Consider the following 25,208-nt stretch of genomic DNA (forward strand, 5'->3'; position numbering starts at 1 on the left):
GGGGGCCCGGGGGGGGGGGGGGGGTGTGGGGGGTTTGGGGGGGGGGGGGGGGGGGGGGCGCCCCCCCACCCCCGTTTGTGCGCCAGGGGGACCTTGTGACAAGTCGACGGGCTGACTTGTGACAAGTCGACCGCGCTAACTTGTGACAAGTCAGGTGAACGCCCGCCCGTAACCCCCGAATGGACCTGGGCCTTTCGGTTCGAGGGGCCGCAGGCTTTAGGGCGGGCTTGTCCGCGTTTGTCGACAGGGCTGTAACAACGGTTAGAGCGGCCGACCGAGCCGGGAACCTGCCTGTCATGAACCACAACTCCCCCGTGTCGCACCGCACTTCGCCCCAGCAGGAGCTGCTGCCCGGGGTCTACCTGCCGCACGCAGGGCCCCCGACCAGCGAGGAACGGCTGCACGCCGCACTGCTGTACGCACGCCGCCCGCCGGGCCCCGGCACCGTGCCGCAGCAGGCGCCTCGGGCGGTCGGCGGCGAGACCGTGCTGCCGTACGAGGAAGCCATGATCACGGGGCTCGCGGCGCTGACCCTGCACGGGTTCGCCTCCGCTCCCTCGCTGCTCTCCCTCGACCGGATCGACGTGCTCGTGCCGCGCACCCGGCGGCTGCGGTCCACCGGCTTCGCCCGGATCGTGCGGAGCGCGGCGCTGCCGCGGCCGCAGGAACGCACCGGGGTGCATGTGGCGCCCGTGCCGCGCGCGCTCGCCGACGCGGCCGAGCAGCTCTCCGACGCCGGTACGGTCCGGCGTCTGCTCACCGAGGCGGTGCAGGGCGGGCACTGCGAACCCGTCGCTGTCGTACGGGAGTTGGAGCAGGCGCGGCTCCTCACCCGGCCGTACGTGGCGGACGCCGTGGAGTCGCTGGTCGCCGAGGGGCGGGCGGTCGCGGAGGACCGGCTGTTCCGGATGGTGCGGGAGTTCGGGCTGCCCGACCCGGTGTGGAACGTGGAACTGCGGCTGCCGGGCGGGCCGCACCTGGGCGGGGTCGATGCGTACTGGCCGGACCAGGCGGTGGCGGTCGAGCTGGACATGCGGACGGTGCCGGAGGCGGGGTGGTCGGAGTATGTGCGCCGGCGCGAGCACCTGGAGCAGTTGGGGATCACGGTCGTCCACGTCACGCCGCGGAAGCTGCGGGAGGGGGCTGATCAGCAGGCGACGGTGGTGCGTACGGCGCTGATGGCGGCGGTGGATCGGGAGCCGGCGGCGTACGTGGTGGTGCTGCCGCGGTAGGGCGGCGCTTACGTGGCACGTCCCGCACCGTCGACTCGGTCGCCGTCGATCGCCCTCCGGGCTCGTCCTCAAACGCCGGACGGGCTGGTTTTTGATCCCCTCCCCGCCCCTTCCCGGCTGTGTCCGATATGCGGCTGCCGCCGCGTGGCTGCCGTCGGCACGGGGGCCAGCCCCCGGACCCCCTCCCCCAAGCTCTCGGCTACGCTCGAGCAGGGGGGACCCCCACCTCAAACGCCGGAGGGGCTGAGAGTGCCCCGACAGGGGCGCGGGGAACTGCGCGACCAGCCACGACGGCGGGGCAGCCGGAAACACAGCGCCGCAGGCTTTCGGGAAGGGGCGGGGTGGGGAAGAGGCCCGGCGCAGCCGTTAGCCGCCGCAGAACTCGCCCTCGATCACCGGGCCCGCGTCCCCCGTCCAGTCGCCGTTGAAGTTGAAGGCGAGGGAGTGGTCGCCGTTCTCCGTGGTCACTCCGTACGTGGACGAGCCGTTGATGCCGCCGCTGTGGCCCCAGAGTTCCGTGCCGCAGGTGAGGCCGCCGAGCTTCATCAGGCCGAGGCCGTACTCCAGCTTCGGGGAGTCCTCGCCGGTCGGCACCGTCGTCTTCATCTCCTTCAACTCCCGCTCGGGCAGCAGCTTTCCGCGCAGGAGCGAGGTGTAGAAGCGGTTGACGTCGGCCGAGTCGGAGATCATCGCGCCGGCCGCGCCCGCCACCGACGGGTTCATCTCCGTGACGTCGTGGATCGGGGCGTCCTGGTCGTCCGGCGGGGCCAGCTTCGAGTAGGCGCGGCTGCTGGGAGCTGGGACCTTCGGGTCCGTGCCGGGCAGCGTCGTGGCGTCGAGGTCGAGGGGGTCGATGATGCGGGCCTCGATCTCGTCCGCGTACGCCCGGCCCGTGACCTTCTCGATCACCATCCCGGCGAGCGCGTAGTTCGTGTTGGAGTAACTCCAGTCCGTGCCCGGCTCGAAGGTCGGCTCGTGGCTCATCGCGATGTCGACGACCTGCTCGGCGGTGTACGTGTCGTAGCGGTGCTTCAGGAAGTCCGTGGTGAAGGACTTGCGGGCGACGTCGGGGTCGGACGTGTAGTTGAAGATTCCGCTGGTGTGGTTGAGGAGTCGGCGTACGGAGATCTTCGTGCCGTCGTGGCCGTTGCCGTCGACGACGCCCGGCAGCCACTTGTCCACCGGGTCGTCCAGGTCGATGCGGCCCTCGGCCTGGAGTTGGAGCAGCACCGTCGACACGAAGGTCTTGGTGAGCGAGCCGATCCGGTAGCGGTCGTGGGCGCTGCGCGGTGCGCCGGTCTCGCGGTCGCCGACGCCCGACGTGCCCTTCCAGACGCCGTCCGCGTCCCGCGCCTGCCCCGCCACCCCTGGCACGCCCGCCTCGACGGCCGCGTCCATCGCCTCCTGCGTCGCCCGGTGTCCCCTGCCGGAGTCGGCCTGGGCGGGCGTCGTGAACGCGGTCGCCGTGAGCGCCGCCGCCGCGAGTCCCACCAGGCCGGTCCGCACCGTCCGTGCTGCCATGAGCGTCCCTCTCCCTCGTACGTGGTACGTGCTGCTGTGTGCGGGGCAGGACTCCGGGGGCGGTCGCGGGGTTGACCGGCCGTGCGCCGGTTGGGTGGGAATCAGCCCTTCCGGAGGACCAGTTCGGTGTTGCGGTCGTCCCGGTCGCCGCCGAGGTCGGGCTTGCGGCCGGGGGCGTTGAAGGCCAACTCGCGGTAGAGCGCGCCGAGTCCGGGCTGGGAGAGATCGGCGAAATCCGTGCGGTGCGGGGCGGACGACTCGATGAGCGTGGTGAGCACGGACAGCGTGCCGTCGCGGTTGTCGACCAGCTCGACGACCCGGGCGAGCTGCGGGTGGTCGATGTGCGAGGCCGTGGTGATCTCCCAGAACGAGCCGTGCGGGGTGATCTTGTTGCGGTGGCTGTGGCCGTTGATCCAGGCGAGGACCCTGCTGTGCCGGCCGAGGAGTTCCAGGACCTCCTCGCCGCCGTGCCGGGCCTCGTTCGGCCGGTCCGGGTCGGGGCGCAGGTTCCGCATGCTCGTGCTGGTGTGGTGGCTGAAGACGATGACGTACGAGCCGTCCTGCTCGGCCTGCTTCAACTGACCCTTGAGCCAGTCGAGTTGGGCCGTGCCGAGCGAACCCTCGTAGTGGCCCGCCGGGTCCGTGGTGTCGAGGCTGATGCCGAGCACGTCGTCGGCGATGCGGAACGCGTAGTGCTGCGTGCCCGCGTCCACGTTGTCCTGCGTGTAGCCGTGGCCCGCGGGTCCCAGGCCCGCGTACGCCGGGTCGAGGTGGGCGCGCACGTACTCGGTGGGCGTGAACGGGGCGCGGGAGGCGTCCGGGGTGATGGAGCTCAGGCGCTTGCGCTCGGTGCGCATCAGCTCGCGGAACCGGTCGCCCTTCGGGTCGAGGCCCTTCTTCACGGACTTCCAGAACGCGGCGGCGCGGTCCTCGGGCAGCGACATCAGCTTCTTGCCGCCGACCGCGAACTCGTGGAACCAGCTGTCGCCGGAGGCGTAGCAGCCGCCGGGCAGGGAGTCGTGGTTGCCGACGGTCGAGTACCAGGGCAGGTTCAGGCCGGGGCTGCGGACCTCGCGGGTCGCGGCCTGAAGGAAGCCGGGGATCGCGGGGAAGCCGAGCTGCTTGTCGGCGTCGCGGAAGTCGGCGCGGTCCGGGTGCCAGTACTCCTTGAGTCCGCTGTCCTGGACGCCCTCGTAGCGGCGCGGGTCGCCGGTGTTAGGCGTGATGCTGCCGCCGCTCATCGTCCGCAGGAACCAGTCGAGTTCGGCGCGCGAGTTGTTGTCGGTGTTGTCGCCCGTCGTCATGACGAAGCCGAGGGGCGCACCGGTCGCGGGCGCGCCGCGCAGGGCGTTCACGCGCTCCACGAGCGCCACCGCGCCCGCCACGGACAGGGTCTCCTGCGGCCGCCAGGCGCTGGACGTCTCGCCGCGCACGTACTCGTACCGCAGCGGGTGCTGGGTGTCCACGATGTGCAGGTCGGTGAACTGCACGAACGCGGCGAGGGCGGTGCGCCGGTCGGTGCGGCCCGCCTTGGGCGCGGCGAGGTCGGAGCGCACGACCCGCTCCCAGGCGGGGCCCTCGCCGAGCCGTACGTAGCCCTGGCCGGGGTGGGGCGCGGAGGTGGTGTGCAGGGTGGTGCCCTCGGTGTACGGGGCGAGGGGCGCGGCGGGCGCCTTGCGGGAGCTGAGCGCGGTGGCGGCGTCCGGGCGGGCGGCGGCCGGACGGGCGGCGTTCGCCTCGCCGCCGCTGAGGCCGACGGCGAGGCCGATCCCCGTGGAGGCCGAGACGGCGCCCGCGGCGGCGAGGAAGGAACGGCGGTCGAGGCTGGCGGCGACAGAGCGGATGCGCGGCATGGCGCGGTCTCCCCGGGTGCGGTGCGTTCGCGGCTGCGGTCCTCTGGATGCTTGGCAGCGGGGGTGGCTTGTGCGTGAACGCGGGTGCAACGGGGGTGACCTATCGGGGTACGGGGGTTCTGCGGGGGTGGGGTGGGATTTCGCGCTTCGCGCTCTCCTCAAGCGCCGGACGGGCTGGAATCGCTGGAGGCACCGCCCGCGCGCCACAGCCTCAGCCCCACGTCCACCAGCCCCACCTTCGGCAACTCCCCCACCGTCTCCAGGTCGTGCCAGGCCGCCAGGTTCGTCGAGCCGTTCTGTTCGTGGCGGAGGGTTCCGCCCGTGACGCGGGCCTCGTAGACGAGGCGCAGGCCGTGGAAGTCGGCGAACGTGCCGAGCCCGCGCGGGTAGCGGCGGCGGATCGAGTCGACGCCGAGGAGGGCGACGGGCTCGACGTCGTAGCCGGTCTCCTCCTCGGCCTCCCGGATCACCGTGTCGTAGGGGTCCTCGCCGTGCTCCATGCCGCCGCCGGGCAGCGTCCAGCGGCCCGCGACGCTGCCGCCGGAGAGGCGGGCGAGGAGCAGCTGTCCGTCTCGTACGCACACGGCGTAGGCCGCCACCCGGAGTTCCGCTCTCATCCTTGAACGTTACGGCCCGGCGGCGAAACCGTTCCCGCAATGGTCACTGTTCGGCTAACTCTCCCCAAAAGCCAGTCAGTTGCGTAAAGCTATGCGGTCATCCGGTCCCGAATTGCGGACCGCTCCTTCACCACAGGGATGCAGATGACCTCCAGACCAGGTGCGAGACGTGCGGCGCGGATAGCGATGGCCGCCGGACTCGCGGCCGCGCTGACCACGGCCACGCCGATGCCCGCCTTCGCCGCCGACGGGCCCGCGCCCGCCGCCAAGTCGGACCCCTCGCCCGGCGACAAGCTCGGCGCCGCCGACGCCCGGCTGCTCGACGAGGCCGAGGCCGACGGGGACAGGACCGTCACCATGATGGTCGCCACCGCGCCCGGCGCCACCGAACAGGTCGCCGAGCAGCTCGACTCGGTCGAGGGCGGCTCGGTGGGACGTACCTACGACAAGCTCGGGTACGTACGCGCCACGGTGCCCACCGGCAAAGCCGACGCCGCGATCGAGAAGGCCGCGAAGCTGTCCTCCGTGCACGGGATCGACCTGCGGCACGAGGTGAAGCTGGACGACCCGACGCCGGCCGCCGACCGGGCGAAGGGCGCCAAGACCGCTGCGGGGCAGGGCACTTACCCCGCCCCCGGCAAGGACACCCCGGCGAAGAACCCGTACAACCCGTCGTTCGAGACCGGCGCCGTCGAGTTCGTGAAGGAGCACCCGAAGGCGGACGGGCGCGGCGTCACCATCGGCATCCTGGACTCCGGCGTGGACCTCGGGCACCCGGCGCTGCAGAAGACCACCACCGGCGAGCGGAAGATCGTCGACTGGGTCACCGCCACCGACCCGGTCATCGACGGCGACACCACCTGGCGCCGGATGAACACCCCCGCGGCCGGGCCCACGTTCACCTTCGACGGGCGGACCTGGACCGCGCCGGAGGGCTCGTACCAGGTCAACTGGTTCCGCGAGTCCGCCTCCACGGGCGGCGACGCGAACGGCGACCTGAACCGGGACGGCGACACCACCGACAAGTGGGGTGTCCTGTACGACGCCAAGGCGGGCACCGTCCGCGTCGACCTGAACGACGACGCGGACTTCACGAACGACGAGGCCATGAAGCCGTACAAGGACGGCTTCCAGGTCGGGTACTTCGGTACGGACAAGCCGGACACCGACGTCGTCGAGCGCGTGCCGTTCGTGGTCGAGATCCGCAAGGACGTCACGTACAACTCGGCGGGCGCCAAGGCCGATTACGTCAACGTCGGCATCATCGAGTCCGAGCACGGCACGCACGTCGCGGGCATCACCGCCGCCAACTCCCTGTTCGGCGGCCGGATGAACGGCGCCGCGCCCGGCGCGAAGCTGGTCTCCTCGCGGGCCTGCACCTGGAGCGGCGGCTGCACCAACGTCGCGCTCACCGAGGGCATGATCGACCTCGTCACGAAGCGCGGCGTCGACATCGTCAACATGTCCATCGGCGGCCTGCCGGCGCTCAACGACGGCAACAACGCCCGCGCGGAGCTCTACAACCGGCTCATCGACACGTACGGCGTGCAGCTGGTCATCTCGGCGGGCAACAGCGGCCCGGGGACGAACACCATCGGCGACCCGTCGCTCGCCGACAAGGTGATCTCCGTCGGCGCGTCGATCTCGCGCGAGACCTGGGCGTCCAACTACGGCTCGGCCGTGGAGCAGCCGTACGCGATGCTGCCGTTCTCCTCGCGCGGCCCGCGCGAGGACGGCGGGTTCACGCCGACGATCGCCGCGCCCGGCGCGTCCATCAACACCACGCAGACCTGGCTGCCCGGCGGCCCGGTCGCCGAGGCGGGCTACGAACTGCCCGCCGGCTACTCGATGTTGCAGGGCACCTCGATGGCCTCACCGCAGGCCGCGGGCGCCTCGGCACTGCTGATCTCGGCGGCCAAGCAGCGGGGCGACGAGCTCACCCCGAACGAGCTGCGCACCGCGCTCACCTCCACCGCGCACCACATCCGCGGCTTCCAGCCGCACCAGGAGGGCGCGGGCCTGATGGACGTCGTGGACGCCTGGGAGTCCATCGAGGACGGCGCCACGGCCCACTCGTACGGGGTGCAGGCCCCCGTCGACACGGCCCTGGAACAGGAGCTGAAGAAGCCCGGCACCGGCGTCTACGACCGTGAGGGCGGCCTGAAGGCCGGCGAGTCGAAGACGTACGAGGTCACCGTCACCCGCACCAGCGGCCCGGACCGCGCCGTCGCCCACGAGGTGGAACTCGCCCGCAACGACGGCACGTTCAGGCTCGCGAGCCCCGAGTGGGTGTCGCTGCCGCTGAACAAGCCGGTCACCCTGAAGGTCACGGCGAAGCCGCGCACCGCCGGTGTGCACTCGGCGATCGTGGAGCTGGACGACCCGCGCACCGAGGGCACCGACAAGCAGGTCATGTCGACCGTCGTCGTCGCGCACGATCTGAAGAAGCCCGCGTTCACGTACGCCGCGAGCGGCACGGTGCAGCGCAACAGCACCACGTCGTACTTCGTGACCGTGCCCGAGGGCGCCAAGTCCCTTGAGGTCGCGCTCGGCGGCCTGGCGAAGGGCAGCCAGACCCGCTTCGTCTCGCTGCACCCGTACGGCGTCCCGGTCGACCCGACCTCCACCGTCAACTGCTACGCCAACTACCCCAACCCGGCCAACACCTGCCGCCCCGACCTGCGCTCCTACGCAGACCCGCAGCCCGGCGTGTGGGAGCTGGAGGTCGAGTCCCGGCGTACGTCGCCGCTGCTCGACAACCCGTACAAGCTGGACGTCGCCGTGCTCGGCGTGGCCTTCGACCCGGCCGTGCAGGTCGTGCCCGAGGCGAAGGTGGGCACCGCGACGCCCGTCGAGTGGCAGGTCACCAACGGGTACGCGGCGGTCGACGGCACGCTGAAGGGCGGCTCGCTCGGCTCGTCCAAGGCGGCGCGGCCCACGATCGCGCACGGCGCCTCGCAGGAGACCACCGTGGTCGTGCCCGAGGGCGCCGAGAAGCTGGACGTCGTCATCGGCAACCCGGCCGACAAGACCGCCGACCTGGACCTCACCGTGCTCAGGGACGGCAAGGTCGTCGGCTCGGCGGCGGACGGCGACTCCGAGGAGGCCGTGCGGATCGCCAAGCCCGCACCCGGCACGTACACGATCGTCGTCGACGGCTACTCGGTCCCGTCCGGGTCCACGGCCTACGACTACCTCGACGTGTACTTCGCGCCGTCGCTCGGCGAGGTGAAGGTCGACTCCGACAAGCCGCTGAAGCTGGACAACGGGGCGAGCGCGCAGATCGACGCCGAGGTCGTGGCGGCCGGCGCGGCGCCCGAGGGGCGGCAGTTCTTCGGCGAGGTGCAGATCCTGAACGCCCGGGGCTCGGTCGCCGGGGCGGGCTCGGTCCGCATCGAGAAGGTCGTTCCGTAGTTCCTGTGTGGCTCTGAGTGATGTCGAGGGGTGGGCGCCCGGTCGGGTGCCCGCCCCTCGGTGTGTCGTCTTGCACGTCGGACAATGGATTGGACAAGCCGGACCTGGACAGACGCATCATGGATGCCAGACGGCATGTACGGATGACGTCATGTACGGAATTGCGGAGGAATCCCAGTGAAGGTCGGAATCGTCGGAGCCACCGGTCAGGTCGGCACGGTCATGCGCAAGATCCTCGTCGAGCGGAAGTTCCCGATCGACGAGCTGCGCCTGTTCGCCTCGGCCCGCAGCGCCGGGTCGGTTCTGGACGGCGTGACCGTCGAGGACGCCTCCACCGCGGACTACACGGGCCTGGACATCGTGCTGTTCTCGGCCGGCGGCGCCACCTCCAAGGCCCTCGCCGAGAAGGTCGCCTCGCAGGGCGCCGTGGTGATCGACAACTCCTCGGCCTGGCGCCGCGACCCCGAGGTCCCGCTCGTCGTGTCCGAGGTCAACCCGCACGCGATCAAGGACCGCCCGAAGGGCATCATCGCCAACCCGAACTGCACGACGATGGCCGCGATGCCGGTCCTGAAGCCGCTGCACGCCGAGGCCGGCCTCACCGCCCTGGTCGTCGCCACGTACCAGGCCGTGTCCGGTTCGGGTCTCGCCGGTGTGGACGAGCTGTACTCGCAGGTCGAGAAGGTCGGCGCGGACGCCCCGAAGCTCACGCACGACGGCTCGGCGGTCGAGTTCCCGAAGCCCGACAAGTACGTCGCGCCGATCGCGTACAACGTGCTGCCGATGGCCGGCTCGATCGTGGACGACGGCCTGAACGAGACCGACGAGGAGCAGAAGCTCCGCAACGAGTCCCGCAAGATCCTGGAGATCCCCGAGCTGAAGGTCTCCGGCACCTGCGTCCGTGTCCCGGTCTTCTCCGGCCACTCGCTGCAGGTCAACGCCCGCTTCGAGCGCCCCCTGCCCCCCGAGCGCGCCACCGAGCTGCTCGCCTCCGCGGAGGGCGTGGAGCTGTCCGACGTCCCGACGCCGCTGCAGGCCGCGGGCAGGGACGTGTCGTACGTGGGCCGCATCCGCGCCGACGAGACGGCGGAGAACGGCCTCTCGCTGTTCCTGTCCGGCGACAACCTCCGCAAGGGCGCTGCGCTGAACGCCGTGCAGATCGCGGAGCTGGTGGCGGCGGAGCTCAAGGGCTGACCTCGGCTCAGGTCGACGTGAGGCGCGGGACGGCCCGCGCCCCGTCGATCGCCCTCCGGGCTCGTCCTCAAACGCCGGACGGGCTGGATTTGGCACCGTGAGCGCCGGGTGGGCTGGATTCTCAGCCTGCCCGGCGCTCGGCGTTGGTGCCGTACGTTGTGGCCGCCGCCTGCACCGAAGAGGAGACGTGGGCATGAAGACGTACACCGCACAGGCCACGCGAAACGGAAAGTGGTGGGCGGTCCAGGTCAAGGGCCTTCCCGACAACTACGTGACCTTCACCCAGGGCGCCACCTGGACCGAGGCTCAGGAGATGGCCGAGGACCTCGTGCACACCGTCCACGCAGACGCGGGCATCGACGAGCCGTTCACCGTCGAGCTGCGCCCCGGCTACTCGCTCAGACGCGGTCTTCGTTGAGCGCCGCGATGAACGAGGCCCAGCTGTGCTTGGGGATGAGCAGGGCGGGGCCGTGGGGGTTCTTGGAGTCGCGGACGGGGATGGCGGTGGGATGCGTGTCGAGGACTTCGAGGCAGTCGCCCTCGTCACCATTGCTGTAGCTGGACTTACGCCAGGTCTGATCGTCAACTGTCATGGTTCGCATAGTCTTTCGCAGTTGCCCTCAAGACGGCTACCGACTCCTTCATGGGCAGCGCATCGCCCAGCGCCTGCTGGTAGGCGCTCTGCAGGCGTTCGACCTGGGCAGGCTCATCGTGGAGCATGCCGCTGAACGTCGCTTCCGTGTACGCCGCCGGCGGCTGATCCTCGAACCACATGAGCTTCAGCATGCTCGCCATGAGGACATGACCTTCCACCGACAGCGGCAGGACGTGGAGCCGGATGCGCCCGTTGTCCGCCAGGTCGGCAACGTGCGTGAGCTGTTCCGCCATTACCCGCGGCCCGCCGATAGGACGCCGGATCACTGCCTCGTCGAGCAGCGTCCACACCACAGGCTTGACCGGGTCCTTGAGGATCTGGCTCCGCTTCAGCCGGGTGGCGACGGACTTTTCCCGTTCTGCCTCGCTCAGCGGCGGGAAGGTCTGGCGCAGCAACGCATGAACATAGCCCTCCGTCTGGAGAATCCCGGGAACGTAAGACAGCCCGAACTCCCGTAGCACCGTGGCCTGTTGCTTCAGCTGGCGGGCAGACTCGAAGTACTCCTTTACGGGCCGCTCATCACCCCCAGGCCGAAACCGCTGCAGCACATCGCCCGTCCCCAACGCCCGGTCCAAACGCCGCGCGTCCTCCGGGGACGGAATCCTCCTGCCCGCCTCGATGTGCGCGATGTGCGACCGCGTCATCACCGCCGCGTCGGCCAGTTCCTGCTGGGTCATACCGGCGGCCTCTCGGCGCTCCCTGACCCAGTCACCGTACGTAGTGCCCACGCCTCAACTCCCCGCCCCGGCAAGACATTTACCTCATTCTCGCCGAACCGCCCGCCCCACCACAGCCCGGAGGGATACGAACTCCGCCAACTCCCGGGTGGTGATCTGCTGCCGTGGGGACGGAAGGTCGACCCGTAGGTCGGAGTGGACATGCCCCGGTGTGCCCGTGAGGACGACCACGCGGTCGGCGACGTACACGCTCTCGTCGATGTCGTGTGTGACGAGCAGGATCGTCATGCCCGTGCCCGCGCGGACCCGTAGGACCAGGTCCTCCAGGTCCTCTCTGGTCTGGGCGTCGACCGAGCCGAAGGGTTCGTCCATCAGGAGGAGCGACGGGCGGTACGCCAACGCCCTGGCGATCGCCGCCCGTTGCTGCATGCCGCCCGACAGCTGCCAGGGGTACTTGCGGGCCGAGTCCGCAAGCCCCACCTCGTCCAGCGCGTCGAGAGCCGCCGCCCTCCGTTCCGCTCGCCCCAGGCCCCGCCTCCGCAGCGGCAGGGCCACGTTGTCGCGGACCGTCAGCCAGGGGAAGAGGGAGCGGGTGTAGTCCTGGAAGACGACGGCGAGGCCCTCCGGGACCGACGAGACCGGCGTGCCGTCCACCGACACAACGCCCTCCGTCGGCCGCACCAGGCCCGCCACGCAGCGCAGCAGCGTCGACTTGCCGCAGCCGGAGGGGCCGACCAGGGAGACCAGCTCGCCGCGGTCCACCTCCAGGTCGATGCCGTCGACGGCCCGGTGTCCGTCGTCGTACGTGTGGCCCAGGCCCTTGATCTCCAGCACGTGTCCCCGCCCTTTCCCCACGGCATCCCGTACCCACCCCAGCATGCCCAAAGGACGTGCAAGGATTGCCGAAAAGTCCAGACCGGGACGCAGCCGAGTCCCAGCCGAGCCCCACCCCGAGGAGATGACCGCGTGCCTGGCACAAATCTGACCCGCGAAGAGGCACAGGAGCGGGCGCGCCTGCTCACCGTGGACGCGTACGAGATCGACCTGGATCTCGGCGGCGCACAGGAGGGCGGCACGTACCGCTCGGTGACCACGGTGCGTTTCGACAGTGCCGAGGCGGGCGCCGAGACCTTCATCGACCTGGTCGCGCCGACCGTGCACGAGGTCGTCCTGAACGGCGCGCCGCTCGACCCGGCCGCCGTCTTCGCCGACTCCCGGATCGCCCTGAGCGGACTGCTCGCGGGCCGCAACGAGCTGAAGGTCGTCGCCGACTGCGCGTACACGAACACCGGTGAGGGTCTGCACCGGTTCGTCGACCCGGTCGACGACCAGGCCTATCTCTACACGCAGTTCGAGGTGCCGGACGCCCGCCGGGTGTTCGCCAGCTTCGAGCAGCCGGACCTGAAGGCGACCTTCCAGTTCACCGTGCGCGCGCCCGAGGGCTGGACGGTGATCTCCAACTCCCCGACGCCCGAGCCCAGCGACAACCTGTGGGTCTTCGAGGCGACGCCGCGGATCTCCACGTACATCACCGCGCTGATCGTCGGCCCGTACCACTCGGTGCACTCCAGCTACGAGAAGGACGGGCAGAGCGTGCCGCTCGGCATCTACTGCCGGCCCTCGCTCGCCGAGTTCCTGGACGCCGACGCGATCTTCGACGTGACCCGGCAGGGCTTCGACTGGTTCCAGGAGAAGTTCGACTACGCGTACCCGTTCGCCAAGTACGACCAGCTGTTCGTGCCGGAGTTCAACGCGGGCGCGATGGAGAACGCGGGCGCGGTCACCATCCGCGACCAGTATGTGTTCCGGTCGAAGGTGACGGACGCCGCGTACGAGGTGCGGGCCGAGACGATCCTGCACGAGCTGGCGCACATGTGGTTCGGCGACCTCGTGACCATGGAGTGGTGGAACGACCTCTGGCTCAACGAGTCGTTCGCCACGTACACGTCCATCGCCTGCCAGGCCTACGCGCCCGGCTCGAAGTGGCCGCGCTCCTGGACGACGTTCGCCAACTCCATGAAGACCTGGGCGTACCGGCAGGACCAACTGCCGTCCACGCACCCGATCATGGCCGAGATCAACGACCTCGACGACGTCCTCGTGAACTTCGACGGGATCACCTACGCCAAGGGCGCGAGCGTCCTCAAGCAGCTCGTGGCGTACGTCGGCATGGACGAGTTCTTCCGCGGCGTGCAGGCCTACTTCAAGCGGCACGCGTACGGGAACACCCGGCTGAGCGACCTGCTCGGCGCCCTGGAGGAGACCAGCGGGCGCGATCTGCAGACCTGGTCACGGAAGTGGCTGCAGACAGCGGGCATCAACGTGCTGCGGCCGGAGATCGAGACGGACGCCGCCGGCGTCATCAGCTCGTTCGCCGTCCGCCAGGAGGCCCCCGCGCTGCCCGTCGGCGCGAAGGGCGAGCCGACGCTGCGCCCGCACCGCATCGCGATCGGCCTGTACGAGCTGCAGGACGGCAAGCTGGTCCGCACCGAGCGGGTCGAGCTGGACGTCGACGGCGAACTCACCGCCGTGCCCGCCCTCGTGGGCAAGCAGCGGCCCGCGGTGATCCTGCTCAACGACGACGACCTGTCGTACGCGAAGGTCCGGCTCGACGAGGAGTCCCTGAAGGTCGTCACCGAGCACCTCGGCGACTTCACCGAGTCGCTGCCGCGCGCCCTGTCCTGGGCCTCCGCCTGGGACATGACGCGGGACGGCGAGCTGGCCGCCCGCGACTACCTCTCGCTCGTCCTGTCCAGCATCGGCAAGGAGTCGGACATCGGCGTCGTGCAGTCCCTGCACCGCCAGGTCAAGCTGGCCCTTGAGCTGTACGCGGCCCCGGACTGGCGCGAGACCGGCCTCACCCGCTGGACCGAGGCCGCCCTCACGCATCTGAAGGCCGCCGAGCCGGGCAGCGACCACCAGCTGGCCTGGGCCCGCGCGTTCGCCGCCGCGGCGCGTACGACCGAGCAACTCGACCTGCTCGCCGCCCTGTTGGACGGCACCGAGACCGTCGAAGGCCTCGCCGTCGACACCGAGCTGCGCTGGGCCTTCCTGGAGCGGCTCGCCTCGACCGGCCGGGCCGGCGAGAAGGAGATCGCCGCCGAGTACGAGCGGGACAGGACCGCCGCGGGCGAGCGGCACGCGGCCACCGCGCGCGCGGCCCGGCCGACCGCCGAGGCCAAGGCGGAGGCATGGGCTTCGGTCGTGGCGGCCGACAAGCTGCCGAACGCCGTGCAGGAGGCGGTGATCGCGGGCTTCGTCCAGGTGGACCAGCGTGAACTTCTCGCCCCGTACACGGAGAAGTACTTCGCCGCTGTGAAGGATGTGTGGGCATCCCGTTCACATGAGATGGCGCAGCAGATCGCCGTCGGCCTCTACCCGTCGCTTCAGGTCGCCCAGGCCACGCTCGACACGACGGACGCCTGGCTCGCCGTCGAGGAGCCGAACGCCGCACTGCGCCGGCTCGTCTCGGAGTCCCGCGCGGGCGTCGAGCGGGCACTGAAGGCGCAGGCCGCGGACGCTGCGGCGGGCTGAACCACCGGTTCGACGAGCGTCTTCTGACGCTCACTCAGAAGCCATATGGAGGGCCCGGTTCCGGGGTGCCGCACACAGCGACGCACCCGGTCCGGGCCCTCTTCACACCCTCTCCGTCCCCCGACACGCTGAGATGGCCGATGACTTGACCCCTGGTCATGCGAATTCACTCGAAGGCGCTACGCTACCGACCCGTCTGATGATCTTCGCGTACGTACGGGAGTAACGCAGTGCAGAGGGTTCGCGCGGGGGCATCCCCACGAAGTTCCAAGTCTCCCGTCCCGCTGTGGCTGCTGCCCCCGCTGGCACTCGCGATCGCCACCACGATCACCGCCCTCGTGGTCCCTTCGACCGCGCTGCTCCCGGTCCTCATCGCGGGCCCCGTCGCCACCGTCGTCGTGGCGATCGCCTGCGGCGAGGCCGCCCGCCGCGGCCGGCGCATCGCCGCCCTGAGCGACGAGTCCGCCGCCTGGCAGGCCGCCCTGCGCCGGCAGGAGGCGGAGACCCTGCACCTCGCCGACACCCTGCTGCCCGAGGTCGTGGCCCGGCTGCGGCGCGGTGACTTCGCCGAGGACGTGCTCGCCTCGCTGCACGCCCCGGAGGCGCACCTGGAGGTGCTGCGCTCCGTCATCGACGCGGTGACCGCCGAGGAGGACCTGCGCGACTCGGCGCAGCGCGCCTTCGTGAACATCGCCCGCCGCGTGCAGGCGATCGTCCACCAACAGGCCCAGGAACTCCGGGAGATGGAGGACCGGCACGGCCACGCCCCGGACGTCTTCGGCGACCTCCTCCGGATCGACCACGGCACCGCCCTGATCGGCCGCCTCGCCGACTCCATCGCCGTGCTCGGCGGCGCCCGCCCCGGCCGCCAGTGGTCGCGGGCCGTGCCGCTGTACTCCGTGATGCGCGGCGCCATGTCGCGGATCATCGACTACCAGCGCGTCGAACTGCACTCCGTCTCCGACATCGCCGTCGTCGGCACCGCCGTCGAGCCGCTGATCCACGCGCTCGCCGAGCTCCTCGACAACGCCACCCGCTACTCGCCGCCGCAGACCAAGGTCCATCTCACCGCCGTCGACGTGCAGTCGGGCATCGCCGTGGAGATCGAGGACGGCGGCGTCTCGATGAGCGAGGAGGCCCGCGGCCGCGCCGAGCGCATGCTGAAGCAGGCCCAGCAGGGCATCGACGTCAACGACCTGGGCGAGAGCCCCCGCCTCGGCCTCGCCGTGGTCGGCCGGCTCTCGCAGGCGTACGGCTTCCAGGTGTCGCTGCGGCCGTCCGCGTACGGCGGTGTCCGCGCGGTGCTGATCGTGCCGCAGGAGCTGATCACCACGGCCGCGCAGCCGACCGGCCTCGCGCACGGCATCGGCGCCTCCTCCGGGCCACGCACCACCCCGTCCGTGCCCGCGCAGCGGGCCGAGTCGCCGGCGCCGCAGCCGGCGGCGCAGGTCCCGGGCCCGCGCGCCGAGTCGACCCCGGCCGCGCCCGCCGCCGCTGCCTTCGAGCCGGCCGCCGCTGCCGCCCCCGCCGCGCCCGCCGCGCCCGCACAGCCGCCCACCGCACCCCGAACGGAGCGCCCGGTGACAGGGCCCATCAACCCGGTGGACGACGACGTGCCCGTGGTCACCGAACGCACCGCGAACGGCCTGCCGCAGCGGCGTCGCAAGGCCCCCGCCGCCCCGGCCCCCGAACCGGAGCGCCCCGCCGCCGAGGAGGCCTCGGACGGGGTCCAGCCGGGCATGTGGCTGGCCGCCTTCCAGAGCGGCCTGTCCGGCGAGACCAGCGGCGCCGCCCCCGCGGCGACCGGCAACGGCCCCCGGGCCGATCACGAACCAGACGCCCCTTCGGCGTCGGCTAGCAAGGGGAACGAGCAGTGATTCAGCAGCAGGGACACTCGGGCCAGGCCGCCAACATGGACTGGATGCTCAAGGACCTCGCCGAAGGCGTCCCGCAGACCCGGCAGGTCGTGGTCCTCTCCGCCGACGGACTGCGCATGGCCCAGTACGGCGCCGACACCGACTCCGCCGACCGGCTCGCCGCCGCCTGCGCGGGACTGCAGAGCCTGGCCGGCGCGGTCGCGGCCGAACTCCCGTACAGCGAGGGCCGGATGCGGCTCGTCGTGATCGAGATGGACGGCGGGTTCTTCTACCTGATGGCGGCCGGGCAGGGCGCGTTCCTCGCTGTGCTCGCCGACGAGGGCGTGGACGCCGGCCTGATGGGCCAGCGCATGCGGGACCTGGTCCTGCGCATCGGCGAGCACCTGAGCACCCCGCCGCGCCAGGACGTGGCCGCGAGGTGAACTCGGACGAACCGCACTGGGACGGGGGCGGCGGCCCCGAACGGCTCTACGTGATCACCGGTGGCCGCAGCGGTTCGTCCGCGAAGACGACGCTCGACCTGGTCACCCTGATCGTGGCCAGGTCAGGGCCGCGGCCCGGGATGCAGCCCGAGCAGGCGGCGATCGTCCGCATCTGCCAACGGCCGCTGTCCGTGGCGGAGATCTCCGCGCACCTGAGCCTGCCGGTCAGCGTCGTCACGGTGCTGCTCAGCGATCTCATCGCCGACAACCGGGTGTTCTCCCGACCGCCCGTACCGCCCGCCAAACTCCCCGACATCGCGTTGATTGAGGCAGTGATCGATGGACTTCAGAAGCTCTGAGAGCCCCGGCTCGGTCGAAACAGCCGGGCCGCGGAGCGAGGACGCGCTGCCCGAGTCGGCGACCGCCGCCGTCAAGGTCGTCATCGTCGGCGGCTTCGGCGTCGGCAAGACCACCCTGGTCGGCTCGGTCAGCGAGATCAGGCCGCTGACCACCGAGGAGACGATGACGCAGGCCGGCGTCGGCGTCGACGACACGGCCGGCGTGGAACGCAAGTCCACGACCACGGTCGCCATGGACTTCGGCCGCATCAGCATCAACGACGAGCTGGTCCTGTACCTGTTCGGCACCCCGGGCCAGGAGCGGTTCTGGTTCCTGTGGCGCGGCCTGTTCGAGGGCGCGCTCGGCGCGGTCGTCCTGGTCGACACCCGCCGCCTCGAAGTCAGCTTCGACGTGATCGGCCGCCTGGAGGAGCGCTCCGTGCCGTTCGTCGTCGCGGTCAACTCCTTCCCGGACGCGCCGAGTTACCCGCTCGACGAGCTGCGCGGCGCGCTTGACCTGCCCGCCGACGTGCCGATCGTGGAGTGCGACGCCCGCCTGCGCACGTCGAGCCGCGACGTGCTGATGGCGCTGATGCGGTACCTGCAGACCCTCGCTGTGACGACGGAGGCATCGTGAGCACGTCCCCCATCCCCTCCGACGGCGCCGCCCCGCCGCCCGGCTGCCCGGCGCACGGCCTGGACGCCGAGGGCCTGCGACGCCTGTACGGAGAGGAGGCGGAGGCCGACCCGCGCGCACTGTACGAGACGCTGCGCACCGAACACGGCCCCGTGGCCCCGGTGTTGCTGCCCGGCGACCTGAAGGCCTGGCTGGTCCTCGGGCACCGCGAGAACCTCGACGTCGCCCGCACCCCGTCGCGCTTCTCCCGCGACTCGCGTCGCTGGAGCGCCATGCGCGAGGGCCGGTTGACCGCCGACCACCCGCTCGCCCCCATCACACTCTGGCAGCCCAGCTGCATCTTCACCGACGGCGCGGAGCACCAGCGGCTGCGCGGCGCGGTGACCGAGTCCCTGGAACGCCTCGACCGGCGGGGCGTGCGCCGCTACGTCACGCGCTTCTCCCACCAGCTGATCGACCGCTTCGCGGAGCGCGGCCGGGCCGACCTGGCCACCGACTTCGCCGAGCAGCTGCCGATGCTGGTGATGACCCAACTCGTCGGCATGCCCGAGGAGTTCGGCCCCCGGATCGTGGAGGCCGCCCGGGACATGCTCCAGGGCACCGGGACGGCGGTCGAGAGCAACGAGTACATCCTCGACTCGCTGCGTCAGCTCCTCGACCGCAAGCGCGAGACGCCGGGCCGGGACCTGACGTCCTGGCTGCTCGAGCACCAGTCGAACCTCAGCGACGACGAGATCGTCGAGCACGTCCGTCTGGTGCTTGTGGCGGCCTTCGAGACCACGGCCAACCTGATCGCCAGCACGCTCCGCTCGGTCCTCACCGACCAGCGGTTCCGTGCGAGCCTCTCGGGCGGTCACATGACCCTGCCCGACGCGCTCGACCAGGTGCTGTGGGACGAGCCGCCGATGACCGCCGTACTCGGCCGCTGGGCCACCGGCGACACCGAGCTCGGCGGGCAGCAGATCAAGGAGGGCGACGCGGTCCTGCTCGGCCTCGCGGCGGGCAACGCGGACCCGGAGGTCCGCCCCGACCTGGCGAAGCCGGTCCGCGGCAACCGCTCCCATCTGGCCTTCAGCGGCGGGCCGCACGAGTGCCCCGGTCAGGACATCGGGCGCGCCATCGCCGAGACCGGTATCGACACGCTGCTCACGCGGCTGCCCGACATCGAACTCGCGGTGCCCGCCGACCAGGTCCCGCGCAAGGCGTCCATGATGTCGCAGCAGATGGTGTCGATGCCCGTGGCCTTCACGCCGCGACGCAGTGAGACCACCGGCACCGTCACCGTCACGGCCGTCCCCAAGTCGGTCCCGCTGCCCGCCGTCTCACCGGAGGGCCGGGCCGAGGGCACGACGTCCGGCGCCCCGGCCGCCAACCGCTCCTGGTGGTCCCGGATCCTCGGCGGCTGACCCACCCCCGCACCACTACGTGGGGGCGGCACCCTTCACCGGGCGCCGCCCCCACATGCGTACGTTCCCCCGAGTCAGGGCCGCGCCACGACCTTCATCGGTACGTGATCGGGGTGCGTCATCGCCGACGCCGACTCCTTGGGCGTGTGGCCGGGAAGCGGCCTCAGCTGCCAGCGGCGCAGGACCGTCGCCAGGACGATGGTCGCCTCGGTCCAGGCGAAGACGTCGCCGATGCACTTGCGGTTGCCCGAGCCGAACGGGACGAACTCCTCACGGCCGATCTCCGACCGCCGCTCGGGCAGCCACCGGTCGGGGTCGAATGCGTCGGGGTTCGCGTACAGCTCGGGGTCCCGGTGCATCGCGTACAGGCTGAAGGCGATCTCGGTGCCCGGCGGGACCGGGACGCCGCCGAGTTCCACCTCCTCGGTGGTCCGGCGCATCAGCAGGGTCACGCCGTAGAGGCGGATGACCTCGTCGAGGACCCGTCGGATGCCGGGCAGTCGCGGAATGTCCTCGATGGTGACCTGGCGGTCGCCGACCACCTCGTCGATCTCCGCGACGAGCTGCTTCTCCACGTCGGGGTGGCGGGCCAGCTCGTGGAAGGTCCAGGAGAGCGCCGAGGCCGTGGTCTCCGTGCCGGCGAAGAGGATCGTGACCAGTTCGTCCCTGACCTCCTCGTCGGTGAGCGCCTCGCCGGTGTCGGCGTCCCGCGCGGCGAGCAGCACGGAGAGCAGATCCGCCTGGTCGGTGTCGCCAGAGCGGCGCTGTCCGGCGACGACCTCGTCGATGACCTTGCGCATGCTCGCGGACGCGGCGTCGAAGTCACGGTTGGGCCGGATCGGCAGCCGGTCGAAGAGCTTGGGCGATGCCGCGCGGATCAGCATGTTCTTGAGGATCACCGGAAGGTTCCGGCGTACGGACTCCACGGCGGGCCGGCCGATGTCCGTGGAGAACATGGTGGCCGCGAGGGTCTCGATGGCGTACTCGCCCATCACCTGCTCGACGGCGAGCTCCTGGCCGTCGGTCCAGGACTCGGCGAGCGCCATGGCCCGGCCGCTCATCACCTCGGCGTAGCCGGAGATCCGCTCCTTGTGGAACATCGGCTGCATCAGCCGGCGGTGGCTGCGGTGGACCTCGCCGCTCGCCGTCGCGAGGCCGTTGCCGACCAGGGGGCGTACGCGGTCGTAGAGCCGGCCCTTCTCGAAGCTGCGGGCCTTCTTGACGGTGACCTCGTTGATCAACCGTGCCGAGGTGGCCACGTACATCGGCATGGTGCCGAGGTCGACGCGCACCAACTCCCCTTGTGCGCGCAGCGACTTGAGGAAGCCGAGGGGGTCGCGCCACAGCTTGAGGGCGTGGCCGAGAACGGGCAGCGCGCCGCGCGCCCGCGGGACGGACCGGAACTCAGACACCGAGGGTCTCCTTCGCCGATGCCGTATCGGCTGCGTCGCCGGGCACCAGCTGCCACCACCAGTCCACCGCGGGGATCCCCAGCGGCAGCAGGCTCGCGTCGACCGGCGTCTTCCGGAACGCATCCGGGAAGCTGGCCGGGTCGTGCGGGGTGGTGTAGCGGACCGAGGTGATGCCCCAGTCCTGCGCGCCGCGGATGAAGCTGGCGAGCCCGGCCAGGTACTGCCGCAGCTGCGGGCTGGCGTCGGCGCGCAGCTGGTCGCAGAGGACCAGGAAGAGGTTGGTGGCCCGGTCCCGCTGGGAGATCGCGAGGTCGAGGGCGCCCTCGGGCGTGAGCCCCTGCTCCAGTTCGAGGACCCGCAGCGCGTTCAGCCAGAACTCGTCCTTCCCGCCCGCTTCCTTGTGGTACGAGAAGATGTCGTTGTCCCAGGTGATGATGAACGAGGCCAGCTCGGCGGCGGCCCGTACGCGGGTGTTGTCCCGCTCGTGGGGCTGCAGTTCGTAGCCGTGCCCCATCTCCAGGAGCGGCAGGACGACCGAGGTGGCGCCGTCGTAGAGCCGCATCAGGGTGTAGTCGTTCAGGTCGGGGACGGTGCCGGCGGTGCGGTGCGAGGCCTCCCAGACGACGGAGAAGAAGTACTCGCGCAGCGCGTCCACCCAGCGGGCGGCCTGTCCCGCGGTGCCGTAGCGGTCGACGCGGCGGCGCAGGTCGCGCAGGCCGTCGGCGAGCGGGTCGTCGAGCAGCATCGGGGTCTCGGGGTTCTGCGCGATGCGCAGCAGCCGGGAGAGGTAGCCGGACAACTCGCCGGGCTTGCGGCCGAGTTCGCCCTCCTCGCAGTGCCCGTCGTCGACGCCGAACAGCCACAGGACGAAGTCGGCGAGGAGCGAGACGACCTCCTCGCGGCCCTCGGGCAGGATGCGCGCCGAGAACCCGCCGATGTCATGCCGGACGAGCCGGCCGCGGAGTTCGTCGGAGCCGATTCGGAACTTCTCGGCCCAGAGCGCGGTCTGTTGGTCTATGTCCCGGTACAGCGGGTGTATCGCTTCGCTGAACGGCGAATAGATGGGCGGAACAGCCAGGTCGGACCCCACTGAGCACTCACTCTCTTCTCGGGGCATGACCCACACCCCATGTTGATCAAGGCGGCTCGCATCGTATCCACTGTTCGAAAGCGGAATATGATCAAGTTGTGAAGAAGTGAGCGAGTGACTTGCGTACGGCCCGCGCTACCCGAAGTAAGCCCGTACCAACCGTGATTGACGTCTCCTCAGCTGAGGTTTGAGTCGCGTCCGAGCGCGTTCGCCGTCTCGCGCAGCGCCTCCACCACGCGCGCGAGCGCCGGGCCCTCCTCCGCCCCCCTGCGCAGCGCGGCCACCACATGGCGGCGCGGCTGGTCGGGGCCCAGGGTGCACATCGCGACCCCGGCCCTGCGCACCGCCGCCATCCGCGGGACGAGGGCGACGCCCATGCCCGCCTCGACCATCGCCATGATCGCCGTCCAGCCGGCCGCGCTGTGCGCCTGCTCCGGTACGAAGCCGGCCGCCTCGCAGGCCGCGAGCGTGATCTCCGACCAGGGCCCGCTGCCGCCGAAGATCCAGGCTTCCTCGGAGAGTTCGGCAAGCCGCAGCCGGGCCCGGCCCGCCAGCGGATGCCCGACCGGCAGGGCCACGTCCAGCGGGTCGGCGAGCAGCGGCACCCGCGTGAACTTGGGGTCGCGCGGGGTCGGCGCGTGCGCGGCGAGGGACAGCGCGAGGTCGACCTCTCCCCCGGCGAGCAGCTCGTACGCCTCGGCCGCCTCCGCCTCCCGTACCCGCACCTCGATGCCGGGGGCCGCGGCGCGCAGCTGCCGTACGGCCGGGACGACGAGCGCGGGCACTGCCGTGGAGAACGCGCCGACCCGCACCTCGCCGGCCTCGCCGCGCGCGTACCCGGCCAACTCGGCGTCGGCCCGCTCCAGTTGCGCGAAGACGGCCTCGGCGTGCCGCAGGACGAGGTGGGCGGCGTCGGTCAGGCGGACCCGGCGGCCGTGCGCCTCCAGGAGCGGCACGCCCAACTGCTTGGCGAGGTTGGAGAGTTGCTGCGAGACCGCCGAGGGGGTCATGAGCAGCGCCTGCGCGGTGGCCGTGACGGTGCCGCGCTCGCTGAGGGTGCGCAGGATCTGCAGCTTCTTGATGTCCCACTCGGTCATACCCGGCAACCTATCCGGGCCTGCCGCGCCCGGCGCCGCGCTCACTTGGACGCGCGGGCCGCGCCGAGCACCACGCCGCCGAGGATCAGCGTCATGCACAACAGTTGCATCGGCCCGGTCGGCTCGCCGAGCACGAGGAAGGAGAGCAGCGCCACACACACCGGCTGCAGGTAGTAGACGACCCCGGCGCGGGCGGCCCCGATCAGCGAGATCGCCTTGTTCCAGGCGAAGAACGCGAGGGCCGAGGAGAGCACACCGACGTAGAGCAGCGGCGAGACCGTCGCAGGCGTCGCCTCGAAGCCGCCCTGGACCACAAGGCTCGCGACGTACACCGGCGACAGCATCAGCGCGCCGAGCACGAACGTCGTGAACAGGAACGCGAGCCCCTCGATCTCCGCGGGCTTGCGGCGGAGCAGCGCGCTGTACGAGGCGAAGGAGAGGGCGGCCGCCAGCATCCACAGGTCGCCCGTGGTGAAGTCCATGGCGAGCGAGCCCTTGCTGACGAGCAGCAGCACCCCGGCGCAGGCGATGAGCATGCCGACGACCCTGCGGGCGCCGAGCCGGACGCCGCCGAGGCGTTCGTAGAGCGCCATGACGACCGGCGACGCGGCCATGATCATGCCCATGTTCCCGGCGGTGGTGGAGATCCCGGCCTGGTTCACGAGGGTGTTGTAGACGGTCACGCCGAGCAGCGACGCGAGCAGCAGGAAGCGGATGTGCTCGCGCAGCAGGGCCCGCTGCCGCCAGGCCGCGCGCGCGGCGAACGGTGCGACGGCGACGAGCGCGACGATCCAGCGCCAGAAGGCGTGCTGGATCGGCGGTACGGAGTCGGCGAGCGCCCGCGCGGTGACGAAGCTGCCGGACCACACCACCGTCGCGAGTCCGGCGAACAGCAGGCCGAGCACCGCGGCCCTGCGGGCCCCGCCCGCTCCGCCCGGCTCGGCCGCCTGCGCGTCTACCCGGCCCTGGACCCGCTCCAGAACTGCCATTCCGATACCCCTTGCCCCTCTGCCCACACGGGCGGCTCTGCGACGTGACGGAGCTACCGTCGCACACCCGCTTACTTAGGTCCATCGAAAACTTTCGACGTATCCGTTCAGCAAAACTGAACAACGAAGGGGGCTGGGCATACGACGAGGGCGCGCCCCACCGATCCGGTGGGACGCGCCCTCGTGAAGAGTGCGGGCGTCAGCCCTGCTTCTGGCCCTTGCGGGACTTGTCTCCGACCATCACCAGGCCGGCGATGACGAGGAAGAGGACGATCGGCGCCACGACATACAGGCCGAGAGTCTCCATCACGTTCAGGCCGGGACCGGGGTCGTCGCCGTCGTCGCGGGTCAGCGCGAGCGCGGGGGACGACATGAGCAGCATCATCAGCGTCGTACCGGCTGCTACGGCGCCGGCGCGCAGGGCGTTCTTCTTGTCCACGGTGCCAAACTAGCGGGTGCCCGAACGGGCCGCGCGCCCGGGGTGCCCGTACGGGCCCGGGGGCGGCGGTTCAGCACGGTTCAGTACAGGGAGGGGTCCGCGCCCGCGGACGTCTCGATGGCCGTGGACTCGCTCGTGAGGGGGGCGGCGTCGGCGAGCGGGGGTTCGCTGGTGAGGGGGGCGGCGTCGGCGAGCGGCGGCTCGCTCGTCAGGGGCGGTTCGACGCAGCAGGCGCAGGAGCCGAGCAACCCGGAGTCGGGGTCGGACACCAGCGAGATGTCCGGCAGGTCGCGCAGCTCCGAACGTTTGGAGAGGGCGTCGAGCAGAAGCTGAGCGGCCACGAGGGGCTCCTTCACTGGACAGCAGGGTCGGATGGGCTTCCCTACCCAGAGGAGGCGTTCGCATTCGGCCTTCGTGACGCACATCACGCCTTGGACGGGGGTTCTACCGACGATTATGCGCCGCGCGGCGACCGGTACAGCCCATTTTTCTCCCCACCCCACCCCTCCCCGAAAGACTGCCGTCGGTTCCGGGGGCCAGCCCCCGGACCCCCGCCTCGGGGCTGCCGCCCCAGACCCCACCACGGGGGCCAGCCCCCGGGCCCCCGCTCCTCAAACGCCGGAGGGGCTGAATTCGGGCGGCGATGCGGGCCCCGATAGGGGCGCGGGGAACTGCGCGAGCAACCACGACGGCGCGGGCAGCCGAACGACGACCAAGATCGGGGCGAAGCCCCGCATTCAGGGGCGCGGGGCGATGACATTGACGGCTCCGCCGCGTGGGCGCGGCAGCCGAAAGGCGGCTGGG

The 25,208-nt window shown here is 71.2% G+C and carries 22 protein-coding genes; 10 read left to right on the forward strand and 12 right to left on the reverse strand.

Annotated features, from left to right (window positions below):
• Positions 1-296 precede the first annotated feature (296 nt).
• Positions 297-1,232 (forward strand): hypothetical protein, encoded by a 936-nt coding sequence (locus tag QIS96_RS10445; protein WP_282542193.1) that lies wholly within the window; start codon positions 297-299, stop codon positions 1,230-1,232.
• Positions 1,233-1,598: 366 nt separating this feature from the next.
• On the opposite strand, the gene QIS96_RS10450 is transcribed toward QIS96_RS10445, so the two are convergent.
• From QIS96_RS10450 to QIS96_RS10460, 3 genes are all read right to left on the reverse strand, one after another.
• Positions 1,599-2,753 (reverse strand): serine hydrolase domain-containing protein, encoded by a 1,155-nt coding sequence (locus QIS96_RS10450; RefSeq protein ID WP_282542194.1) that lies wholly within the window; start codon positions 2,751-2,753, stop codon positions 1,599-1,601.
• Between the two features lie 101 nt (positions 2,754-2,854).
• A complete protein-coding gene (locus QIS96_RS10455; RefSeq protein WP_282542195.1) occupies positions 2,855-4,606 on the reverse strand; it encodes a TIGR03767 family metallophosphoesterase in 1,752 nt (583 codons plus the stop codon).
• A 158-nt stretch (positions 4,607-4,764) separates the two neighbouring features.
• A complete protein-coding gene (locus QIS96_RS10460; protein WP_282542196.1) occupies positions 4,765-5,223 on the reverse strand; it encodes an NUDIX hydrolase in 459 nt (152 codons plus the stop codon).
• A gap of 144 nt (positions 5,224-5,367) precedes the next feature.
• On the opposite strand from QIS96_RS10460, the gene QIS96_RS10465 reads away from it, so the two are divergent.
• The 3 genes from QIS96_RS10465 to QIS96_RS10475 all read left to right on the forward strand — a co-directional run bounded on the left by QIS96_RS10465 (position 5,368) and on the right by QIS96_RS10475 (position 10,249).
• Positions 5,368-8,637, forward strand: coding sequence for a S8 family serine peptidase (locus tag QIS96_RS10465; RefSeq protein ID WP_282542197.1), 3,270 nt, complete (start codon positions 5,368-5,370; stop codon positions 8,635-8,637).
• A 177-nt stretch (positions 8,638-8,814) separates the two neighbouring features.
• Positions 8,815-9,831 (forward strand): aspartate-semialdehyde dehydrogenase, encoded by a 1,017-nt coding sequence (locus tag QIS96_RS10470; RefSeq protein ID WP_282542198.1) that lies wholly within the window; start codon positions 8,815-8,817, stop codon positions 9,829-9,831.
• Positions 9,832-10,024: 193 nt separating this feature from the next.
• Positions 10,025-10,249 (forward strand): hypothetical protein, encoded by a 225-nt coding sequence (locus QIS96_RS10475; protein ID WP_282542199.1) that lies wholly within the window; start codon positions 10,025-10,027, stop codon positions 10,247-10,249.
• Here the strand turns inward: QIS96_RS10475 and QIS96_RS10480 are convergent.
• The 3 genes from QIS96_RS10480 to QIS96_RS10490 are packed head-to-tail and all read right to left on the reverse strand — an operon-like array spanning position 10,230 to position 11,997.
• On the reverse strand, positions 10,230-10,424 hold the full coding sequence (locus QIS96_RS10480; RefSeq protein WP_282542200.1) for a DUF397 domain-containing protein: 195 nt from the start codon (positions 10,422-10,424) through the stop codon (positions 10,230-10,232). The genes QIS96_RS10475 and QIS96_RS10480 overlap by 20 nt on opposite strands.
• Entirely contained in the window at positions 10,414-11,214 is an 801-nt protein-coding gene (locus QIS96_RS10485; protein WP_282542201.1) for a helix-turn-helix domain-containing protein, read from the reverse strand. The genes QIS96_RS10480 and QIS96_RS10485 overlap by 11 nt, the downstream gene beginning before the upstream one ends.
• Before the next feature lie 33 nt (positions 11,215-11,247).
• Positions 11,248-11,997, reverse strand: coding sequence for an ABC transporter ATP-binding protein (locus tag QIS96_RS10490; protein WP_282542202.1), 750 nt, complete (start codon positions 11,995-11,997; stop codon positions 11,248-11,250).
• A gap of 132 nt (positions 11,998-12,129) precedes the next feature.
• Here QIS96_RS10490 and pepN point away from each other — a divergent pair, with 132 nt between their 5' ends.
• The 6 genes from pepN to QIS96_RS10520 all read left to right on the forward strand — a co-directional run bounded on the left by pepN (position 12,130) and on the right by QIS96_RS10520 (position 19,377).
• Positions 12,130-14,697, forward strand: a complete 2,568-nt coding sequence (gene pepN, locus QIS96_RS10495; RefSeq protein WP_282542203.1) for an aminopeptidase N — start codon at positions 12,130-12,132, stop codon at positions 14,695-14,697.
• A 230-nt stretch (positions 14,698-14,927) separates the two neighbouring features.
• Positions 14,928-16,574, forward strand: a complete 1,647-nt coding sequence (locus QIS96_RS10500; protein WP_282542204.1) for a sensor histidine kinase — start codon at positions 14,928-14,930, stop codon at positions 16,572-16,574.
• 35 nt (positions 16,575-16,609) lie between these two features.
• A complete protein-coding gene (locus QIS96_RS10505; RefSeq protein WP_282542347.1) occupies positions 16,610-16,996 on the forward strand; it encodes a roadblock/LC7 domain-containing protein in 387 nt (128 codons plus the stop codon).
• On the forward strand, positions 16,993-17,355 hold the full coding sequence (locus tag QIS96_RS10510) for a DUF742 domain-containing protein (protein WP_282542205.1): 363 nt from the start codon (positions 16,993-16,995) through the stop codon (positions 17,353-17,355). The genes QIS96_RS10505 and QIS96_RS10510 overlap by 4 nt, the downstream gene beginning before the upstream one ends.
• A complete protein-coding gene (locus QIS96_RS10515; RefSeq protein ID WP_282542206.1) occupies positions 17,336-17,971 on the forward strand; it encodes a GTP-binding protein in 636 nt (211 codons plus the stop codon). The genes QIS96_RS10510 and QIS96_RS10515 overlap by 20 nt, the downstream gene beginning before the upstream one ends.
• Positions 17,968-19,377 (forward strand): cytochrome P450, encoded by a 1,410-nt coding sequence (locus QIS96_RS10520; protein WP_282542207.1) that lies wholly within the window; start codon positions 17,968-17,970, stop codon positions 19,375-19,377. The genes QIS96_RS10515 and QIS96_RS10520 overlap by 4 nt, the downstream gene beginning before the upstream one ends.
• A 74-nt stretch (positions 19,378-19,451) precedes the next feature.
• On the opposite strand, the gene QIS96_RS10525 is transcribed toward QIS96_RS10520, so the two are convergent.
• The 6 genes from QIS96_RS10525 to QIS96_RS10550 form a co-directional block, all read right to left on the reverse strand.
• Positions 19,452-20,789 (reverse strand): cytochrome P450, encoded by a 1,338-nt coding sequence (locus tag QIS96_RS10525; RefSeq protein ID WP_282542208.1) that lies wholly within the window; start codon positions 20,787-20,789, stop codon positions 19,452-19,454.
• Positions 20,782-21,879: a selina-4(15),7(11)-diene synthase gene (locus QIS96_RS10530; RefSeq protein ID WP_282542209.1), complete on the reverse strand. Its 1,098-nt coding sequence runs from the start codon at positions 21,877-21,879 to the stop codon at positions 20,782-20,784. The genes QIS96_RS10525 and QIS96_RS10530 overlap by 8 nt, the downstream gene beginning before the upstream one ends.
• 176 nt (positions 21,880-22,055) lie before the next feature.
• Complete coding sequence (locus QIS96_RS10535; RefSeq protein WP_282542210.1) at positions 22,056-22,976, reverse strand: LysR family transcriptional regulator; 921 nt, start codon at positions 22,974-22,976, stop codon at positions 22,056-22,058.
• 41 nt (positions 22,977-23,017) lie between these two features.
• Positions 23,018-23,965 carry a DMT family transporter gene (locus QIS96_RS10540; RefSeq protein ID WP_282542211.1) on the reverse strand — a complete coding sequence of 316 codons (948 nt, stop codon included), beginning with the start codon at positions 23,963-23,965 and terminating at the stop codon, positions 23,018-23,020.
• Between the two features lie 199 nt (positions 23,966-24,164).
• Positions 24,165-24,404 carry a hypothetical protein gene (locus tag QIS96_RS10545; protein WP_282542212.1) on the reverse strand — a complete coding sequence of 80 codons (240 nt, stop codon included), beginning with the start codon at positions 24,402-24,404 and terminating at the stop codon, positions 24,165-24,167.
• Positions 24,405-24,484: 80 nt separating this feature from the next.
• Entirely contained in the window at positions 24,485-24,745 is a 261-nt protein-coding gene (locus QIS96_RS10550; RefSeq protein ID WP_282542213.1) for a hypothetical protein, read from the reverse strand.
• Positions 24,746-25,208: the final 463 nt, after the last annotated feature.

The organism is Streptomyces cavernicola (assembly GCF_029968035.1).
GTDB classification, from domain to species: Bacteria; Actinomycetota; Actinomycetes; order Streptomycetales; family Streptomycetaceae; genus Streptomyces; species Streptomyces cavernicola.

What these genes read in the sequence shown, in the direction of transcription:
- QIS96_RS10445 (WP_282542193.1), top strand. Translation starts at nt 297, where the DNA reads ATGAACCACAACTCCCCCGTGTCGCACCGCACTTCGCCCCAGCAGGAG.
- QIS96_RS10450 (WP_282542194.1), bottom strand. Translation starts at nt 2,753, where the DNA reads ATGGCAGCACGGACGGTGCGGACCGGCCTGGTGGGACTCGCGGCGGCG.
- QIS96_RS10455 (WP_282542195.1), bottom strand. Translation starts at nt 4,606, where the DNA reads ATGCCGCGCATCCGCTCTGTCGCCGCCAGCCTCGACCGCCGTTCCTTC.
- QIS96_RS10460 (WP_282542196.1), bottom strand. Translation starts at nt 5,223, where the DNA reads ATGAGAGCGGAACTCCGGGTGGCGGCCTACGCCGTGTGCGTACGAGAC.
- QIS96_RS10465 (WP_282542197.1), top strand. Translation starts at nt 5,368, where the DNA reads ATGACCTCCAGACCAGGTGCGAGACGTGCGGCGCGGATAGCGATGGCC.
- QIS96_RS10475 (WP_282542199.1), top strand. Translation starts at nt 10,025, where the DNA reads ATGAAGACGTACACCGCACAGGCCACGCGAAACGGAAAGTGGTGGGCG.
- QIS96_RS10480 (WP_282542200.1), bottom strand. Translation starts at nt 10,424, where the DNA reads ATGACAGTTGACGATCAGACCTGGCGTAAGTCCAGCTACAGCAATGGT.
- QIS96_RS10505 (WP_282542347.1), top strand. Translation starts at nt 16,610, where the DNA reads ATGGACTGGATGCTCAAGGACCTCGCCGAAGGCGTCCCGCAGACCCGG.
- QIS96_RS10515 (WP_282542206.1), top strand. Translation starts at nt 17,336, where the DNA reads ATGGACTTCAGAAGCTCTGAGAGCCCCGGCTCGGTCGAAACAGCCGGG.
- QIS96_RS10535 (WP_282542210.1), bottom strand. Translation starts at nt 22,976, where the DNA reads ATGACCGAGTGGGACATCAAGAAGCTGCAGATCCTGCGCACCCTCAGC.
- QIS96_RS10540 (WP_282542211.1), bottom strand. Translation starts at nt 23,965, where the DNA reads ATGGCAGTTCTGGAGCGGGTCCAGGGCCGGGTAGACGCGCAGGCGGCC.